The sequence below is a fragment of the Luteibacter sp. dw_328 genome (assembly GCF_018449605.1).
Lineage (GTDB): Bacteria > Pseudomonadota > Gammaproteobacteria > Xanthomonadales > Rhodanobacteraceae > Luteibacter.
Genome location: NZ_JAAVUW010000003.1, coordinates 330,107 through 346,609, shown reverse-complemented (window position 1 = coordinate 346,609; position 16,503 = coordinate 330,107). Strand labels below are relative to the sequence as shown.

Annotated in this window: 18 protein-coding genes; 11 read left to right on the top strand and 7 right to left on the bottom strand. The window is 65.0% G+C overall.

Annotation, left to right across the window (positions count from 1 at the left end):
• Positions 1–47: 47 nt before the first annotated feature.
• On the bottom strand, positions 48–551 hold the full coding sequence (locus tag HB634_RS09365) for an EF-hand domain-containing protein (RefSeq protein WP_276571525.1): 504 nt from the start codon (positions 549–551) through the stop codon (positions 48–50).
• A 93-nt stretch (positions 552–644) separates the two neighbouring features.
• Here HB634_RS09365 and HB634_RS09360 point away from each other — a divergent pair, with 93 nt between their 5' ends.
• Entirely contained in the window at positions 645–1,913 is a 1,269-nt protein-coding gene (locus HB634_RS09360; RefSeq protein WP_345777477.1) for a crosslink repair DNA glycosylase YcaQ family protein, read from the top strand.
• Here the strand turns inward: HB634_RS09360 and HB634_RS09355 are convergent, their stop codons facing one another.
• Positions 1,914–2,393 (bottom strand): hypothetical protein, encoded by a 480-nt coding sequence (locus tag HB634_RS09355; RefSeq protein ID WP_063572147.1) that lies wholly within the window; start codon positions 2,391–2,393, stop codon positions 1,914–1,916.
• Positions 2,394–2,726: 333 nt separating this feature from the next.
• Between HB634_RS09355 and HB634_RS09350 the strand changes: the two genes are divergently transcribed.
• The 5 genes from HB634_RS09350 (at position 2,727) to HB634_RS09330 (ending at position 5,725) form a co-directional block, all read left to right on the top strand.
• On the top strand, positions 2,727–2,936 hold the full coding sequence (locus HB634_RS09350) for a cold-shock protein (RefSeq protein WP_046967385.1): 210 nt from the start codon (positions 2,727–2,729) through the stop codon (positions 2,934–2,936).
• A 356-nt stretch (positions 2,937–3,292) separates the two neighbouring features.
• Positions 3,293–3,496, top strand: a complete 204-nt coding sequence (locus HB634_RS09345; protein ID WP_046967384.1) for a cold-shock protein — start codon at positions 3,293–3,295, stop codon at positions 3,494–3,496.
• An 84-nt stretch (positions 3,497–3,580) separates the two neighbouring features.
• Entirely contained in the window at positions 3,581–4,459 is an 879-nt protein-coding gene (locus tag HB634_RS09340; RefSeq protein WP_213948374.1) for an alpha/beta fold hydrolase, read from the top strand.
• Between the two features lie 77 nt (positions 4,460–4,536).
• Complete coding sequence (locus tag HB634_RS09335; protein ID WP_213948373.1) at positions 4,537–5,406, top strand: pirin family protein; 870 nt, start codon at positions 4,537–4,539, stop codon at positions 5,404–5,406.
• A 13-nt stretch (positions 5,407–5,419) separates the two neighbouring features.
• On the top strand, positions 5,420–5,725 hold the full coding sequence (locus tag HB634_RS09330) for a DUF962 domain-containing protein (protein WP_063572144.1): 306 nt from the start codon (positions 5,420–5,422) through the stop codon (positions 5,723–5,725).
• A 28-nt stretch (positions 5,726–5,753) separates the two neighbouring features.
• Here the strand turns inward: HB634_RS09330 and cqsA are convergent, their stop codons facing one another.
• The 4 genes from cqsA to HB634_RS09310 all read right to left on the bottom strand — a co-directional run bounded on the left by cqsA (position 5,754) and on the right by HB634_RS09310 (position 10,087).
• Complete coding sequence (cqsA, locus tag HB634_RS09325; RefSeq protein ID WP_063572143.1) at positions 5,754–7,016, bottom strand: alpha-hydroxyketone-type quorum-sensing autoinducer synthase; 1,263 nt, start codon at positions 7,014–7,016, stop codon at positions 5,754–5,756.
• Between the two features lie 272 nt (positions 7,017–7,288).
• Entirely contained in the window at positions 7,289–8,326 is a 1,038-nt protein-coding gene (locus tag HB634_RS09320; RefSeq protein ID WP_052767135.1) for a response regulator, read from the bottom strand.
• On the bottom strand, positions 8,326–9,654 hold the full coding sequence (locus HB634_RS09315; RefSeq protein ID WP_197478361.1) for a HAMP domain-containing sensor histidine kinase: 1,329 nt from the start codon (positions 9,652–9,654) through the stop codon (positions 8,326–8,328). Before HB634_RS09315 ends, HB634_RS09320 begins: the two co-directional genes overlap by 1 nt.
• A 43-nt stretch (positions 9,655–9,697) precedes the next feature.
• Positions 9,698–10,087 (bottom strand): cytochrome c, encoded by a 390-nt coding sequence (locus HB634_RS09310; RefSeq protein ID WP_213948372.1) that lies wholly within the window; start codon positions 10,085–10,087, stop codon positions 9,698–9,700.
• Positions 10,088–10,181: 94 nt separating this feature from the next.
• Between HB634_RS09310 and HB634_RS09305 the strand changes: the two genes are divergently transcribed.
• On the top strand, positions 10,182–10,967 hold the full coding sequence (locus HB634_RS09305) for a tRNA threonylcarbamoyladenosine dehydratase (protein WP_345777476.1): 786 nt from the start codon (positions 10,182–10,184) through the stop codon (positions 10,965–10,967).
• 3 nt (positions 10,968–10,970) lie between these two features.
• On the opposite strand, the gene HB634_RS09300 is transcribed toward HB634_RS09305, so the two are convergent.
• Positions 10,971–12,035 (bottom strand): PLP-dependent aminotransferase family protein, encoded by a 1,065-nt coding sequence (locus tag HB634_RS09300; RefSeq protein WP_213948370.1) that lies wholly within the window; start codon positions 12,033–12,035, stop codon positions 10,971–10,973.
• Between the two features lie 36 nt (positions 12,036–12,071).
• Between HB634_RS09300 and HB634_RS09295 the strand changes: the two genes are divergently transcribed.
• From HB634_RS09295 to HB634_RS09280, 4 genes are all read left to right on the top strand, one after another.
• Entirely contained in the window at positions 12,072–12,362 is a 291-nt protein-coding gene (locus tag HB634_RS09295) for a GIY-YIG nuclease family protein (protein WP_063572775.1), read from the top strand.
• Positions 12,363–12,394: 32 nt separating this feature from the next.
• Entirely contained in the window at positions 12,395–13,255 is an 861-nt protein-coding gene (locus tag HB634_RS09290; RefSeq protein ID WP_255548460.1) for a 2OG-Fe(II) oxygenase, read from the top strand.
• Between the two features lie 87 nt (positions 13,256–13,342).
• Entirely contained in the window at positions 13,343–15,571 is a 2,229-nt protein-coding gene (locus tag HB634_RS09285; RefSeq protein ID WP_213948369.1) for a M1 family metallopeptidase, read from the top strand.
• Positions 15,568–16,482 carry a hypothetical protein gene (locus HB634_RS09280; RefSeq protein ID WP_213948368.1) on the top strand — a complete coding sequence of 305 codons (915 nt, stop codon included), beginning with the start codon at positions 15,568–15,570 and terminating at the stop codon, positions 16,480–16,482. Before HB634_RS09285 ends, HB634_RS09280 begins: the two co-directional genes overlap by 4 nt.
• Positions 16,483–16,503: the final 21 nt, after the last annotated feature.

The window sequence follows — 16,503 nt, the reverse complement described above, 5'->3', positions numbered from 1 at the left end:
AGACGTAGAGCCATCACCCGGCCCTACGTCAGCCGATGCCTAGTCAATCATTGGCCGCTGGCGCCCGAGTGCTGCACCCAGCGCTGGTATTCGGCCTTGCTGATCTTTCCATCGCGGTTGGCGTCGGCATACTGGAAGTCGTTCGCCAGCAAGGGGAACGCCGATGCCTGCGTGGCGGTGATAAAGCCCTTGCCGCCGGAAAGCGTGGCGAAGTCAGGCGCCGGACCCGACGGTTTGGCCGGAGCGGGACTGCTGTTGACGGTGACTGGCCCCTGCGCGCCAGGCATCGTCGTACTCGTCGCGCCCGCTTCGGGGCTCGCCGGTGGCGGCGGGGGAGGCGGCGCATCCGATGCCGGGGGCGGCATGCCCGCGGCGTCAGCAGCCGGCGGTGGCAGGGAGCCCGGCGGCGTATGGGCGGGCGGGGGCGGAGGGGTAGCCTCGCCCGGTGGCGGCGGCGGGACCCTCGTGGCCGGCGGAACGTCCTGAGCGAATGCCGCGCCTGCCAGCAGCAGCGATGCGCCGAGTGCAACGGCGCGAACTTGCTTATTCATCGAAAGCCTCCTTTGGTCAGCGGTGGTTGGGCACATTGCCGACGCTAGCAAGGGACGATGTAATGGCGGCCCAACTGCAAACAGGCCTATACCGTGCCATCACGCGTATCCGACGGCTCCTCCACGGAAGACGTGCTCCGTCTTTCCCTGCGATCGGCGCAGTTGCTTCACCTGGCTGCGCAGGGCCTTCTCCGTCGACGCAGCCGCAAGGCGAAACGCGCGGACGTTGCCGAGACCATCGCGCACATGGGCATCCTGCAGATCGACACCATCAACGTCGTGGCGCGAAGCCCGTATATGGTCCTGTTTTCGCGACTCGGTGCGTATCGGAACGACTGGCTGGACGACGCGTTGGCCGAGGGTGCGATCGCCGAATGCTGGGCACACGAAGCGTCGTTTGTGCCTTCGTCCGAATATCGCTTCCACCGCGATTATCGCTCTGGACGCGGAGGCCACTGGGCCCAGAAGAGCGCGGAGCGCACGCGGGCCGAGGCTGGCGCCGACATGGATCGTTTGCTGGAACGCATCCGTAGCGAAGGGCCGCTGCGCGCCGCGGACTTCGAACGCGATGCACCCGCCGTCAAAGGCTGGTGGGGCTGGAAGCCGGAGAAGCGCTGGCTGGAGGCCTGGTTCGCGCTTGGTGCCCTCATGGTGACGCGACGTGACCGGTTTCAGCGCGTTTACGACCTCGCCGAACGGGTCACCGCGCGCTGGGTCGAGCCGCCTGCCGTGGGCACTCTGGAGGAGGCGGAGGTACGTCGTCACTTCGTCCTGCAGAGCGTTCGTGCGCTGGGGATCGCCAAAGCCCGCTGGATCGCGGACTACTTCCGGCTCCGTCCGAGGGTCACCGACGCGGAACTGGCTCCGCTGGTCGCCGACGGCCTGCTGATCGAGGTGACGGTCGACGGCTGGGACGACATCGCGTACGTGCACCGGGACCACGCCTCACTATTGGGCGAGGCCGCGGGCAATCTCCTTCGTGCGACGCGCACGACCCTGCTTTCGCCTTTCGATCCGGTGGTCTGGGACCGCGCCCGTGCGATGGATCTGTTCGGGTTCGAATACACCCTGGAGTGCTACACGCCGGCGCCGAAGCGAATCTACGGCTACTACGTGTTGCCCATCCTCCATCGCGGACGGCTCGTCGGTCGCCTCGATGCGAAGGCGCACCGACAGGAGGGCTTGTTCGAGGTGATCGGTGTCTGGCTGGAGGCGGATGTCGTCGCCGCACCGGGCCTCGTCGCGGGCGTGGCCTCGGCCCTCGAGGAGTGCGCGGCGTGGCATGGCACACCGCGCATCGCCATCCAGCTCAGCCAGCCACGAGGGCTGGCCAGGCTGATTCGCGCTGCGCTGGAGGACTGATCAGCGCGTGGAGGCGGGTGCGGGCGTGTCCGCGCAGGACTTGCCGTGCAGGGCATCCTTCAGCTGAGAGGCGAGCGATACGCAGCGATTCTGCAACTGGTCACGCATGTCCGGATCCTGGGACTGACGGAGCAGGCTGGTGCGCATCATTTCGTAGCGCGGTTCGATCTGGTCGCGAGCGAACACGCCGGCAGCCAGATGGCAGCTCTTGTAGCTGGCCAGGTATTCGTCACAAGCCGCGATGCCGGTGCTGTCGGGCAGCGGTCCGTTAGCGGCCGCCGGGGTCGTCCCCGCCTTGTTCTTGCTTGCCGGCACGCTGGTGACGCTTGTCGTCGCGGCGCGCGACTTGGTGGTGCTCGTGCTGGACGGCGAAGCGGTCACGGTCTGGGTGGTGGCCGGCTTCGGCTTGTGGTCGGCGCAGGCAGCGAGGGCCAGTGCGCAGACAGCCAACGGCAGGAAGCGGGTGAGATGTCGGGTCATGGTCGTCGGTCCCCCTTTGGGTTAGCGAAAGGATGGTAGGCGAAAAGTCGCACCGGTGGGTGCGACGGGACGCAAGCATGGGCCGCGAGGGGGTGAACGTAGCGTCAGGGCACCCCCGGAAGGGCCCCGGGGCGCTGCCGTCGCTATTTATCGTAGGGACGAGTATAGTTCGCCGACTGTGTTTGCCGGGGTCATAGAGTTATGTTGACCCGATGCAGCTGATCACGTATCCGCAACATCGCTTCGCTCCTCGCGTTTCCTTGCACACCAGTTCCAGCGACGGTCACTTCGATCGTCGGTTTTATTCGCTACACAATGTATTGGAGTGTTTCTATGTCGGATCGTGAAATCGGCACCGTCAAGTGGTTCAACGACGCCAAGGGCTTCGGCTTTATCTCCCGTGAGAACGGCCCGGACGTGTTTGTTCACTTCCGCGCTATCCAGGGCAACGGCTTCAAGTCCCTCGCCGAAGGCGAGAAGGTCTCCTTCAAGGTCGTCAACGGCCAGAAGGGTCTGCAGGCTGAGGAAGTCAACAAGGCGTAAGCCTGCTGACACTCTCGCTGCATGAAAAGCCGGGCGGAAACGCCCGGCTTTTTTCATGCCTGTTTTGGGACCCGATTCATCGGCGAAGGCGCGAAGCGCCCCGAATAATTCCTAAGAAACCTGTCTATTTCACGAAAAAAGTCGTGATGGACGTCAAAATATCGTCCAATGTAGGCATTCCCCTACATAACTCGCGCGAAATATGGTTATTATCCACCTTACTGTGTCTGCGCGGTCACGAGAGTGGCCCGATGTAAGCGCGAAGTTTACGCTCCATCGCCTCACCCGGTCCTGCATTCCCAGTAAGTCGCCGGCTCGCGAGCCGGGTTTTCGAGTGTTGGATAGAGGTGTGTGTGATGGCAACTGGTACTGTTAAGTGGTTCAACGATGCAAAGGGCTTTGGCTTCATCACTCAGGATGAGGGCGGCCCGGACGTGTTCGTCCATTTCCGTTCGATCCAGGGCAACGGCTTCAAGTCGCTGCAGGAAGGTCAGAAGGTTGAGTACACCGTGACCCAGGGCCAGAAGGGCCCGCAGGCGGACAACGTCAATCCGAAGTAACTCTGTTCGGGCTGGCTAACGCCGCTCGTTCTTGCAAGACTTCAGCCCTCTCGGTGCTCGCGCTCCGAGGGGGCTTTTGGCTGCATGACTGATCATCCCGAAATAACCGCCACCCTGGAACGCCCTCCGTGCGAGGTGATCGGGTTGCATACGGCCGACGGCGCTTTCGCCGATCTGGTCCTTCATCGCCCCGATGGGGACGCATTCGCCACCTTGCTCTGGGTGCCCGCACTCGGCGTGGCCGCCCGTCATTACGAACCCCTCGCCGTGGCCCTCGCTGCCCAGGGCATCGCCGTTGCGGTGCACGAGTGGCGTGGCATCGGATCCAGCGATCGCCGAGCCAGCCGACGCGCCAACTGGGGTTACCGCGAACTCCTTACCGACGACCTACCGACCAGTCTGAACGCCCTGCGCGCGGCGATCCCGGACGTGCCGCTCTACGTCGGCGGACACAGCCTGGGCGGACAAATGGCGACCCTGCTTGCCGCGACCACCCCGCACCCGTTGGCTGGCCTGGTTCTGATTGGTAGCGGATCCCCCTATTGGCGCTGTTTCAAACTGTGGGTCGGACTGGCGCTGGTCGCCGCGCCACTGCTTGCCAACCTGGTGGGCCGACTGCCGGGCCGCCGGGTAGGTTTCGGCGGCAACGAAGCGCGAGGCGTTATCAGTGACTGGGCACGTACAGGTCGCACCGGACGCTACGCCGGTCGAGGCATCGACATGGATCTGGAAGCGGCGTTGCGCCGACAACACCGCCCCGTTCTCGCGTTGCGTCTGCGCGACGACTGGTTCGGTCCCGAAGCATCGCTGGATTTTCTGCTCGGCAAGATGCCGGAGGCGCCGCGGCGCGTCGAAGTGATTGCACCGGAAGATATCGCCGGCGCGCCTGCGGACCATTTCGCCTGGATGAAGGTGCCGACGGATATAGCGCGTCGCGTTGCCGGATGGATGCGCGCCCACTAGCCCGTGGACGGAAACAAGCTTCGCCCACGGTGCATCGGCTACGCTTGCTTACCTCCGGCCAGCGAAGAGACGTCACCATGACCACGGTCCCCATCGACGGTAAGCAGCGCGATCTCGGTGGCGGGTTCGTCGTGCGGCGCATGCTTCCGCACCTGAAGGCCAGGCATGTCGGGCCGTTCGTCTTCTTCGACCAGATGGGCCCGGCCGCCTTTGGCGAAGACACCGGCATGGACGTGCGCCCGCATCCGCACATCGGGCTGGCCACGGTCACCTGGCTGTTCGCCGGCGCGATCCGCCACCGCGACAGTCTGGGCAGCGCCGTCGATATCCATCCGGGTGACGTGAACTGGATGACGGCGGGGCGTGGGATCGTGCACTCCGAACGCACGCCGCCGGACGAGCGTCACCATGGGCAGAACCTGCACGGCATCCAGGTGTGGGTGGCCCTGCCTAAATCCCACGAGCGCATCGATCCCGAGTTCCACCACCACGGCGCCGACACGCTGCCGAGGGTGACGCGTGATGGCGCCAGGCTGGTGGTTATTGCCGGCGATGCCTTCGGCGTAACGTCTCCCGTGCATGTCTACGCGCCGATGTTCTTCGTCGAAGCGCGTCTCGAGGCGGGAGCGACGCTGACCATGCCGGAGCAGCATGCAGAGTGGGGCGCTTATGTGGTCGAAGGAGCCGCGCGCTTTGGCGACCTCGAGCTCGGTGCGTTGGATATGGGCGTGGCCGTCGACGGCGAGCCTCCCGTGCTCACGGCTCGCGAGGCTTCCCTGATCATGCTGTTCGGCGGCGCACCACTCGATGGCGAGCGCCATCTGTGGTGGAATTTTGTCGCGAGTTCGCCGGCGTTGATCGAGGCGGCCAAGGTGGAGTGGTCGGAAGGTCGTTTTCCGATCGTTCCCGGCGATGCGTACGAGCGGATTCCCCTGCCCACGTATTGAACGGAGCTTCGTGATGGCACGCTTTGCCAGTTTCCGCGACTTCTATCCCTACTACCTGGGCGAGCACGCCGACGTCCGCTGCCGGCGCCTGCATTTCGCCGGAAGCTGGGTCGTGCTGGCGGCGCTGGCGATGCTCGTCGCCACCGGCCAGCTGCGCTGGTTAGGGCTGGCGCTGGTCGGCGGCTACGGCTTCGCATGGGTGGGGCATTTCGTCTTCGAGAAGAATCGCCCCGCCACCTTCAAGCATCCCCTGTATAGCTTGATGGGTGACTGGGCGATGTTCTGGGACATCCTGCGCGGGCGCGTCTCGTTGCACTGAGTGCAAAGGGATGCGCCCGCGCCTGAGGTCAGGCCACTTCGGTCGACAGTGATCGGGCCGCCTCTCGAGACAACCGGCGCGTGGCACTCCATGCAGGCAGGTCCAGGGCATCGCGTGCCACGCGGCACACGTCGATCAGACGCTCCACATCGGCGTCGCTCATGCCTGCATTCAGGGTCAGGCGCAGCAATGAGCGGTTGGCCGTGGTGGCAGGCGCACTGAACACCGAACCGAACACGCCGTGGTGTTCCATGACGTCGCGCACGCGCCCGGTAAGGATCTCCACGCCGGCTTCGAACGCGACGATCTGCTCGGTGCCGTCGGCGATGGGATAGCCCAGTTCGGTCAGCTCGCTGCGCACGCGTCGCGTGACCTGCCTCAGGCGCTGGCGACGCCAGCCCTCCGACTGGATGACCCGATGCGAAGCGGAAAGACCGGCCAGTTCATGGGGCAACAGGGAGGAACTGAAGATCGCCGGGAGGGCCTCGCAGCCGAAGTAGTCCTTGAACGCCGTGGTGCAGGCGATGAAGCCGGCGCGCGAGCAATACGCCTTGGCCAGGCTGGCGGTGATGAAGTGGACGCGGTGATTGAGGCCGAGGCTGGCCACCAGGCCTTCGCCACGCACGCCATGCGTACCCAGGGAATGGGACTCGTCGACGACCAGTACGCAGCCGTGCTCATGGGCGACGCGGGCAATCTCGACCAGCGGTGCCACGCTGCCGTTGGTGCTGTATACGGCGTCGACGACGATGACGCCGGGGCCATTTCGCATCACCTGTCGCTCGAGGTGGGTCATGTCGTTGTGGAGGACGGAGACCGCCCTGGCACCGGCGCTGCGAATGCCTTCCCACAGCGAAGCGTGGGCCAGCATGTCCACGTAGACGGGTACGCGCTCACCCGCGATCGATTGAATAAGTCCCACGTTGGCGGCAAAGCCGGACTGGGCGAGGATGCCGTCCTCGCTGCCGACCGCACGGGCGAGCTCACCCTCGACACGATGCAGCGGGTCATCCGCGTGTTGTTGGAACAGCGCCGACATCATCATGCCGAGGCCGCCGCTGGCCAGCGCCTCGCGCTGCGCTTCGACGATAGCGGGATGCCCTGCGATGGCCAGGTAATCGTTGCTCTGGAGCATCAGGTCGGCATCCGTCGATTGCCGGCCCCGCAAAATGTGACGGCCGCCCCAGTCGATGGCAACCCGTTCGTTGTGAAATTTGTCGACCCTGCGTTGAACGAATTCAGGAAGCGTCGGTGCTTTGGCAATGCGATGCAGGACGGAAACGTTTTCCATGACTATCTCTCTCTGGCAAGGGGGATGGGCGATATCCACGGCGACATCCCTGCGGATGACGCACGCACGTCTGCCTCGCCCAGGCAGACGCATGAAGATGAGAGAGGCGTCCTACGGAATCCGCGTACGGATGCCGGCCTCGTGCCATTACCAAGAGAGACGTCGTGGCGCCCACGCGTCGGAACGACCGTGGGACCACGCACGACAAAGGACACCTGACGCACCGGATGATCCGGTACGAAGGCGTCCTCCTTATTGAGAAACGAGCCCGATTAGATGAAGCGCGGCCGGCTGTCGGCCGAGAGGCTGAGGTCCTGCTCACGCAGCCAGCTCCGGTACGACTTGATGTGTTGCAACCGGAAGCGCTCCACGTCGTCGATCAGCGCGTAGTAGTACCACTGTTCGCCGGAGACTGCGGTGGCGGGGTACATGTGGGCTTCCGGATTCTCCACGCCCTTGTGGTAGAAACCGTCGCGCGAGCGGAACCAGGGCAGGGCTTCGCCACCGCGGAGGGCGTCGAGCACGGTCTGGGGGGCGCCGAGATCTGCCGCAATTTCATAGTGGGTGCGCAGGTCCTCGTCGGTCTGGACGAGGAGGAAGCGGCCGATACCCCAGGCGTCGATCAGCAGCAGGCCGGTCGGATTGCAGTGCACGTAGCACTCCACCGGCTGGAAGGTGGCGGTTACGCTCTGCAGCACTTCGCGAAAGGCCGGGTCACGCAGGAAACGGAAATTGCCCAGTGCCAGGGTTTCGGCGACAAAGGCGCTGGCGCGTTCGAAATAGCGGCGCTGCAGCTCGGTGATGGCCGTTTGCAGCTTTTCGATGGCTAGCGGGTCGTTCTTGCGGATGAAGCGGTCGATCACGCCCGAATTGAAGGCGTCGATGGCCGTGGCGTCGTCGGCGCGGCCGGTCAGCAGGATCTTGCCGATATGCGGATTCGGCAAGCGCTTGCAGAAGGTGATGCCGTCCATCTCGGGCATGGCCTGGTCGACCACCACCACGGAAATCTCGGCAAAACGCTCGGGGTCGTAAACCACCCGGTGGATCGAGTCGATATCGAGCGCCACCAGTTCCTGTGTTTCCGACGGGCGGTCCTTCCAGCGATACAGCCAGCCGCCGCCGGGAACGGGGCGGCTGCCATTGTTGCCCAGGGTGGCCAGCGCGCTGCGCGGCGAACTGAAGGTGCGCACACGGACCATCGGATCGAGCAGGAGAGGCACGACATCGAGGTACTCCTCGTGGTCATCCACGAGGAAGGTCGTTGTTGGGAAGTGGAAGGGCTGGATATCGCCCTGCGAGTTCAACGTCATCACTGCCGGTCCCCGGTCTCCGCATGCGGAAAGGTTAGGGTGAATTCGGTGAATTCACCCAGATTGGTTCGGCAGACGATGCCACCTCCCATATGCTCCATCGCCGCGCGGCAAAAAGCGAGACCTATTCCTAGCCCGGTGATCGATCCGGTTCCCGGGCTATCGCTCGAATACGAGTAGAAGCGGTTGAAAATACGGGGAACGACGTCCGGCGGGATGCCCGGACCCGTGTCATGGACACGGATGCGGCTGGCCCGCTCGCCGGGCTCGATGAACACGCCGATGTCGCCCTTGCCCGCCCGATCGGTATGAAAAAGTGCATTGCGCAGCAAATTGAACAGTACGTGGACCACCAGGCTCTCCTCGCCGAGGAGCCGAAAGTCGCCCGTGGGTGACAGGGTGATCCGCTCGCGTTCCGCGCGCGAGCCATACGGGAAGCGGCGCAGGGCTTGCTCCACGCATTCGCGGGCGGTGAGGGGAATCAGTGGCACCTCACCGATCGGTCGGGCGGAGAGCAGCAGCATGTCGATGATCGTGTTCGCGTAGGTCACCTCGCGCTCCATGACGCCGATGCTGCGCTCCAGCGCATGCAGGTTTTGAGCGCGCAGTTCCGGAACGGGCAGGCCCTCGCCCTCGGCCAGGCGATGGCTGCGGATGAGGTCGGGCATGAAGCGGGCGACGGCGCGCGCGGCGATGCGCAGTGAGCCGAGCGGCGTGCGCAGTTCGTGGGCGATGTTGTTCGAGGCGGCGGTCAGCGCTTCGATGCGCGACTGTTCGGCCATCGTCGAGGAGACCGTGCAGGTGGCGCCTCCGACCATGCCGAATAACAGCAGGGGCAGGTACTCGAGCATCGTCTGCGTGTGCAGGTGCGCCTCGGGGGAAAGCACGAAGACCAGGCCGGCGAGCAGGCTTCCGATGCTGAAAACAAGCAGAAAACTGACGATGTCGAACAGCATCATCAGTAGCATCACGCAGGCAAGATGGGTCATGAGCCACGCCGGCGTGGCGTTGCGCAGGGTCATATAGCCAACGAAGAAGGGCATCGCCACCGTCATGGCGAAGTACCAGTAGGTCGGCAGGTGCGTGCGTAGTCGGCGCGGCCACCAGGGCAGCAAGGCCAGCGGGATGAACGTGGCGCTGCAGACCAGGCGCATCGGCAGGTTTTCGTACGGCTGCGGGAAGAGATAGGCCCAGACCGGGTAATAGACGGCCAGGCAGAAGCTGCCGACCACGCCGATCGCGACCATCTTGGGCTGCGAATAGCGCGTGCGCAGGAACATGGTGGTTTCGAAGCGCGCCATGGCGCGCACCAGCAGCCACCACTGCATGCGTATGAAGCCAGCGGGCCTCTCGGGAGGGGTTCCCGTCATCTCAGCGAAATTGCTGGTGGCAGGACTGGCAGGCGTCCCCCACGGGTTTCAAGGCAGCGACGAGGGCCTCGCAGGTGCCAGGCGCGGCGGCGACGGCACCGTCGAGGGCTTTAAGCAGGCCGTCGTCGGCCTGGAAGAACGCGGGTTCCATGTCCGGGAAGGCCTGGCGAATATCACCGGCCGTCTCGCGCATGCGAGACAGATGGTCGGCGCTGCCCTTGGCATCGCACTGTTTCGCCCGCACGTTGCCCCGCAGTACGCCCATGTGGTGCTGCATGACGGCCATCACCCCACTGTGGAACGGTGTGCCCTGACGAAGGGCCGACAGGGCAAAGGTGGCGCCCATGGCACCTACGGCCAGTCCCAGGACGACGAGAAGCAGCGCGCGCATCGGTGATCCATGGCTTTCCGGACCGTCAGCATAACGGACGGTTCCATTCTTTCAATATGAGACAATGAGCACATTACCGCAGACCGGGACACCCGTGAGTACGGCCCAGGCCGAACGTTTCGCCGGCATCGAGCGGCTCTATGGCCGCGGCACCCTGGACCGCCTCGCCAACGCGCATGTGTGCGTCATCGGCGTGGGTGGCGTCGGCTCGTGGGCGGCCGAAGCGCTGGCTCGCAGTGGCATCGGCAGGCTTACGCTGATCGACGGCGACGATGTCTGCCTCTCCAACACCAACCGGCAGATGCACGCCCTGGATGGCCAGTACGGCAAGCCCAAGGTCGGCGTGGTCGCCGAGCGGGCGCACGCCATCAGCCCGACCATCCGGCTCGAGGCCATGGAGCGGTTCCTCACGCCATCCACGCTGGACGAACTCCTCGACCGCAAGTACGACGTGGTCATCGACGCCTGCGATGCGCTCAAAGTCAAGCTGGAGACCGTTGTGTGGTGTCGTCGGCGCAAGGTGCCCCTGGTCACCGTGGGCGCCGCCGGCGGACGCACCGATCCGACCCTCATCCGGGTTCGCGATCTCTCGCGCACCGAACACGACGCCATGCTCAGCATGATCCGGAAGAAGCTCCGCCAGGAGCATGGCTTCCCGCGTAACCCCGACCGTTTCTTTGGCGTTTCGGCCGTGTATTCGATGCAGAACGTACAATACCCGCAGGCCGACGGCAGCGTCTGTGGCGTGCGGCCCCCGGGTAGCGATGCCTTGAAGCTCGACTGCGGCGGCGGCCTCGGAGCGGCCACGCACGTTACCGGTGCGTTTGCCTTTGCCGCGGTCGGCAAGGCCCTCGAGAAGTTGACGGCTCCCCGGAGCTGACGCTCAGCGAACCGCGGCAACGATTCGCAAGGCGGCTTCCAGACGGTCGATGTCTTCCTCGGCGCCGAGGCACAGCCGCAGGCCGACGGCGTGCTCACCATCGGCGGCGAGGGGCTTCGAAGGCGTGACGCGTACGCCACGCGCTAGCGCTCTCGCCTCGATCTCGGCCGCGTTTCCGCAGGGCAGCCACGCATGCAGTCCGTTTGCCGTGACCAGGTCGCCGCCGAGGATGGCGCGGGCGAGTCTGTTGCGTTCAACCATCCGCCCGGCAAGGGTCGCCAGTAGTTCGTCGGCGGTGCCATCCGCCATCCAGCCGGCAACGACGGACGGAAACAGGGCGGGCAGTCCATCGGTGGCGAGCCGTATCGTCGACGCCGCGCGCTGGTGGCTCGCGTCATCCGGAAGCAGCAACCAGCCGACGCGAAGTCCGGGCCCGAGCACCTTGCCGATACCGCCAGCGTGCAGGCAGCGGTCCGGCGCGAGCTCGGCGAGAGGCGGAAGTTCGTCGCGGTCGTGCCATGCCAGCGGCGAGTAGACATCGCCTTCGATGATCGTCAGGTCCCGCGACATCGCCACCGTGGCGATGTCGCGCCGACGTGCCAACGGCATCGTCGAGGTGGTCGGGTTCTGCAGCGTAGGTTGCACGTACAGGCAGCGCGCGCCGGTCGTGTCGGCCAGGCGTTCGAGCTCGGCCGGCAGCATGCCGTCGCTATCCATGCCCACGCCGGCGACGTGAATGCCACGCGCCTCGGCGCTGGCCCGGAAGCCATGATAAGTGGACGATTCCACGAGGAGTGTGTCGCCGGGCGCGCAGGCTTCGTCCAGGGCGAGGGACAAGGCATGCCTCGCGCCGAGGGTGACGATCAGGCGGCGGGGGTCGACGACGACGTGGCCGCAGCGACGGCGCATCCAGCCGGCGATCGCTTCGCGCGCGCCCAGGCTGCCTTCCATCGATGGGTAGGCCAGCAGTGTTGGATTGACGGGAAAAGCGGCCAGGGCAGCGGCCAGGCGCTCCGCGGTGGCGTCTCGCAGCGGGAGGTTGACGGCCAGGTCGTAGTGGGCGTTCATCGAGCCATTGTAGGTGGCAGCGGGTACGCTTACGTCATGTGGTGCGTTTATCTCATCGAATGCCGCAACGGCGCCTGGTATGCGGGGATCACCAACGATCTGCCCGCGCGCTATGCCGCGCACGTCGCCGGGAAGGGTGCTCGCTACACGCGGGCCAATCCACCGGTACGCCTGCTCGGTTCGCGCGCCTTCGCCGACCGCTCCGCCGCCTCGAAAGCCGAGTGGGCGGTGAAGCGCTTGCCCAGGGCACGGAAACTCGCATGGTTGAACGAGGGCGACAGCGTGCCCTCGCACCCCACGTCGACCGCCGATAACGGCACAATGTGACCGAAAGCACCGCCACGACGCAGGAAAAGCATTTGCAAACGCGCTTCCACACCAAGGTGACGCAGGACTGGCAGGACTGGATTCGCGATGCCCTCGCCTCAGGGAACGCGCCGGCCGACCTGCTCCTGACCATGAAGGAAAACCAGTTCGACGAAGGTGTGGCCCGCGAGGCCATCGTCACCGCGTTGTTCGGGAGCGCGGTAGCCCCGGTGGCGGCGCACGCCTCGGCCCTGACACCGTTCCACGGTCGGCTGGCTGAGGGCCACGTGCTGCATACGCCCGATCGCGACGTTCGTGTCCTGCTGCGGATCGCTCGACCGACCATCGCCGTGCTGGATGGTGTGCTCAGCGACGAGGAATGCGATGCGTTGATGCACATGGCCGTCCCGCGGCTCGAGCGCTCGGCGGTGGTGGGTGTCGCTGACGGGGTGAACACCGTCATGGACATCCGCACCAGCGATGGCGCGTATTTCCAGCGCGCCGAGAACGAGCTGATCCGCCGTATCGATGCGCGTACCGCGGCGATCATGCGCTTGCCGGAAGACCGCGGTGAAGGACTTCAGGTGATGCGTTACGGCCTGGGTGGCGAATACCTGCCGCACTTCGACTACTTCGAACCGGGCGAGAAGGGCAGCCAGCCGCACCTTGCTACCGGCGGCCAACGCGTGTCCACGCTGATCATGTACCTGCACGACGTCGAAGCCGGTGGGGAAACAATCTTTCCGCGCATTGATTTCAGTTACGTGCCGCGCAAGGGCCAGGCCCTGTACTTCGAGTACACGGACGCCGATGGCTCGCTCGATCCGCTATCCCTGCACGGCGGTGCGCCCGTGCTTCGGGGGGAGAAGTGGATCGTGACCAAGTGGATGCGTGAGCGCGCCTTCCCCGGCTGAGTTTTCTTCCCCGACCGTGACCTCTGGCCTATATCAGGCCGGGGTCGCAGCCAGCAATCTCGCGGGATAACAGGGGAGGGTGGATCCATGCGCCGTAAGGCAGCCAGAGTCGTTCGTTGCGTTGCGGTGGGCGCGTTATTAAGCGCCGCCGCTGCCTGGGCCCAGAATGGGGTGCCTCCGCCGCCTGCCGCGACACCTGCTGCGACGCCTGTCCCGGCGTTTCCCGCCGAGATTCCGTTTGCGTCGCCACACGCCGCCTTCGTCAGGACGCCCAGCGCGACGACGGCCTGGGGCGGCCCTCGCACCGGCAGTGAAGCGACGTTGTCCGACCGCGTCGTGTCGTATCGCATCCAGGCGCGTCTCGATCCCGAGAAGCACACGGTCGACGGCCAGCAGCAGCTGACCTGGCGCAATCGCAGCGATCGGCCGGTGAACGCGGTGTTCCTGCATCTTTACCTCAACGCCTTCGAGGGCCAGGGCAGTACCTTTTTTACCGAGCGTGGCGTGCTTGCCGCCCACGGCGGCTCACGCGGCATCGCCGAGGTGAAGAAAGGCGAGTGGGGTCACATCGACCTGGGCGGTATCGATCAGGACGGTGCAGCGCTGAAGTGGCGCTATGTGCATCCGGACGGCGGTCCCGCCACCGATCACACCGTCGTTCGCGTCGATCTCGCGCAGCCGGTGCCCGCGGGCGGCAGCGTCACCCTCGACATGAACTTCCACAGTCAACTGCCACGCGTGATCGAGCGCACCGGCTACGTCGGCACGTTTCATCTGGTCGGTCAGTGGTTCCCGAAGATCGGCGTGCTCGAGCTGCCGGGTGAGCGCGGGGCCACGGAGCCGCGCTGGAACGTGCACGAGTTCCACTTCAACAGCGAGTTTTACGCGGACTTCGGCGAGTACGACGTCCACATGACGGTGCCCAAAGACTACGTCGTCGGCGCCGTGGGCGAGCAGCAGGGCGATCCCACGCCGGAAGGTAACGATCTCAACTGGCATTTCATCCAGGCGGACGTGCATGACTTCGCCTGGATGGCCGCCCCCGGTTACAAGACGCTCGACGGCGAGTACACCGGCCCCGGCAGCCCGAGGGTCAAAGTCCGCGTGATCTACCCGTCCGAGTATGAAGGGGACGCCAAGCCGGTACTCAAGGCATCGATCGACTCGATCGCCTATTTCTCGCAGACACTCGGCGCGTATCCGTACAAGACGCTGACCGCCGTCGTGCCGCCGTTCAACGCGAGTGAAGCGGGCGGCATGGAGTATCCGACGTTCTTCACCGCCGACAACTACAGTCCGGTTGCGCCGAAGACCTTGAACGAGTTCCTGCTGGATTTCGTGACGATCCACGAGTTCGGACACGGCTATTTCTATGGGCTTCTGGCCTCGAACGAGTTCGAGGAGCCAATGCTCGACGAGGGGCTGAACGAGTATTGGGATGGACGCATGCTGCGTGAGCGGAACCAGCTGGTCTACCTCACGACGCCGATGTGGAAGTTCTTCGGCGTCGAGGCACCCATGGGCGGCTTCATGCTCGAGCGCATGATGGCCACGTTGGCGCATCCGGCGGATCCACTCGGCCAGAATTCATGGGACCGCTTGTCGAGCTCGGCTTACGCCACGGTGTATTCGCGAACGTCCACGGCCATGCACGATCTCGAGGAGCGCCTGGGCAAACCGGTGATGGAGAAGGCCTTCCGCGACTACTACGCCACCTGGCATTTCCGTCATCCCTCGATTGCCGATCTCCAGGCGAGCCTCGCTGAATCGTCGGGCAAGCCTGCCGTCGTGGCCCAGGTCTTCGAGCAGTATGTGTACGGCACCGACACCGTGGACGATCGCGTCGGCGACATCGTCAGCGACGAAGTGCTCCCACTGGCAGGTACGTCGATCAAGGACGGCAAGCGCGTCGAGTTGAGCAACGACGATAACGACGAAGCCATCGAGAAGCAGCGCAAGAATTGGGAGAAAGCTCATCCCGATGCAAGACCAGGCACGGGCCCGTTTCCATGGAAGACCACGGTGACCGTGCGTCGCGACGGTTCTCAGGTGCCGCAGATACTGAAGGTGACGTTCGCCAACGGCTCGGTGGACACCGTTCGCTGGGACGACGACCGTCGGTGGGCGCGGTTTGTCTTCACCCGACCGGTCAAGGCTACCTCGGCCGAACTCGACCCGGAGCGCAAGATCTATCTCGACGCGAACAAGCTAAACGACAGTCGCACCGTCGACGAAAATCATGCCGCCTCGAATCGTTGGGGTTCGGATTTTGCCGCCCTTCTGCAGGGTATCTACACCATGCTGGGGACGCTATGAACAGCCATTCCAAACGTTCGGCTTTCGCAGCCATCGGTCACGGCGCCGTCGGCGGCCTTCAATGGCGGCTGCTTCTGCTGTGGATACTCATCTCGCTGTTGCCGACGCTCGTCGTGGCGCTGCCGCTGTGGAGCACGCTCGATACGCTACTGGGTCATTCCGTCCACGCCGAGGCCTGGGCGAAGCATTTCGACGGACTGATGTTCGGCGATGTCTTCGTTGCGCTCAACCGCGACAATCCGTGGATGGGCATGGCCTTCGTCGCGGGCGCGATCTTGACGCTGGCCGTTTCGCCCTTTCTCACGGGCATGGCCGTGGCCGGTGGACGTGCGGGGCGTGCATTGAGTTTTGGTGGCCTGCTACAGGGCGGCGCGACCGAGTACGGCCGCATGCTGCGGTTGCTTTTGCTGGCCTTGATTCCCTACGGCCTGTTCGCCCTCATAGCGAAAGCGGCATCGTCCTTCGCGGACGACAGGATCGACACGGCACTGCTTCCCGCCACGGCCGACATGTACTCGCATGGTGCACTCGCCGTCGCCTTGCTGTTCTTCGTGATCGCACAGGCGGTGGTCGAATCGGCGCGTGCCCAGTTCGTTGCCGATATCGGGCTGCGTTCGGCGTTCCGGGCGCTCGGTCGCGGATTCATGCAGTTCGTTCGGCGGCCGTTCGCCAGCTTGCTGGTCTACCTCGTGATCACTCTCGTCGGCATGGCGCTGGCTGTATTGATCGCGGCGTGGCGGGGCCACACGGTGGCGGTGGGAGGCGGCCTCTTCGTCGCGTTCCTGATCGTGCAGGCGGGCGTGATCGTGATTGCGTGGATGCGCACGGCGCGCTTGCTCGCCCTGGCGGGCATCGCTGCGGTCAATCCGGCACACCGCCGCCGTCGCACGGATTTCGCGCCGGCCCTTTGATGGCGGGCGTTGCCGCCGTGC

What these genes read in the sequence shown, in the direction of transcription:
- HB634_RS09365 (WP_276571525.1), bottom strand. Translation starts at nt 551, where the DNA reads ATGAATAAGCAAGTTCGCGCCGTTGCACTCGGCGCATCGCTGCTGCTG.
- HB634_RS09335 (WP_213948373.1), top strand. Translation starts at nt 4,537, where the DNA reads ATGACCACGGTCCCCATCGACGGTAAGCAGCGCGATCTCGGTGGCGGG.
- cqsA (WP_063572143.1), bottom strand. Translation starts at nt 7,016, where the DNA reads ATGGAAAACGTTTCCGTCCTGCATCGCATTGCCAAAGCACCGACGCTT.
- HB634_RS09315 (WP_197478361.1), bottom strand. Translation starts at nt 9,654, where the DNA reads ATGCAGTGGTGGCTGCTGGTGCGCGCCATGGCGCGCTTCGAAACCACC.
- HB634_RS09355 (WP_063572147.1), bottom strand. Translation starts at nt 2,393, where the DNA reads ATGACCCGACATCTCACCCGCTTCCTGCCGTTGGCTGTCTGCGCACTG.
- HB634_RS09340 (WP_213948374.1), top strand. Translation starts at nt 3,581, where the DNA reads ATGACTGATCATCCCGAAATAACCGCCACCCTGGAACGCCCTCCGTGC.
- HB634_RS09285 (WP_213948369.1), top strand. Translation starts at nt 13,343, where the DNA reads ATGCGCCGTAAGGCAGCCAGAGTCGTTCGTTGCGTTGCGGTGGGCGCG.
- HB634_RS09295 (WP_063572775.1), top strand. Translation starts at nt 12,072, where the DNA reads ATGTGGTGCGTTTATCTCATCGAATGCCGCAACGGCGCCTGGTATGCG.
- HB634_RS09320 (WP_052767135.1), bottom strand. Translation starts at nt 8,326, where the DNA reads ATGACGTTGAACTCGCAGGGCGATATCCAGCCCTTCCACTTCCCAACA.
- HB634_RS09300 (WP_213948370.1), bottom strand. Translation starts at nt 12,035, where the DNA reads ATGAACGCCCACTACGACCTGGCCGTCAACCTCCCGCTGCGAGACGCC.
- HB634_RS09280 (WP_213948368.1), top strand. Translation starts at nt 15,568, where the DNA reads ATGAACAGCCATTCCAAACGTTCGGCTTTCGCAGCCATCGGTCACGGC.
- HB634_RS09350 (WP_046967385.1), top strand. Translation starts at nt 2,727, where the DNA reads ATGTCGGATCGTGAAATCGGCACCGTCAAGTGGTTCAACGACGCCAAG.
- HB634_RS09310 (WP_213948372.1), bottom strand. Translation starts at nt 10,087, where the DNA reads ATGCGCGCGCTGCTTCTCGTCGTCCTGGGACTGGCCGTAGGTGCCATG.
- HB634_RS09330 (WP_063572144.1), top strand. Translation starts at nt 5,420, where the DNA reads ATGGCACGCTTTGCCAGTTTCCGCGACTTCTATCCCTACTACCTGGGC.
- HB634_RS09345 (WP_046967384.1), top strand. Translation starts at nt 3,293, where the DNA reads ATGGCAACTGGTACTGTTAAGTGGTTCAACGATGCAAAGGGCTTTGGC.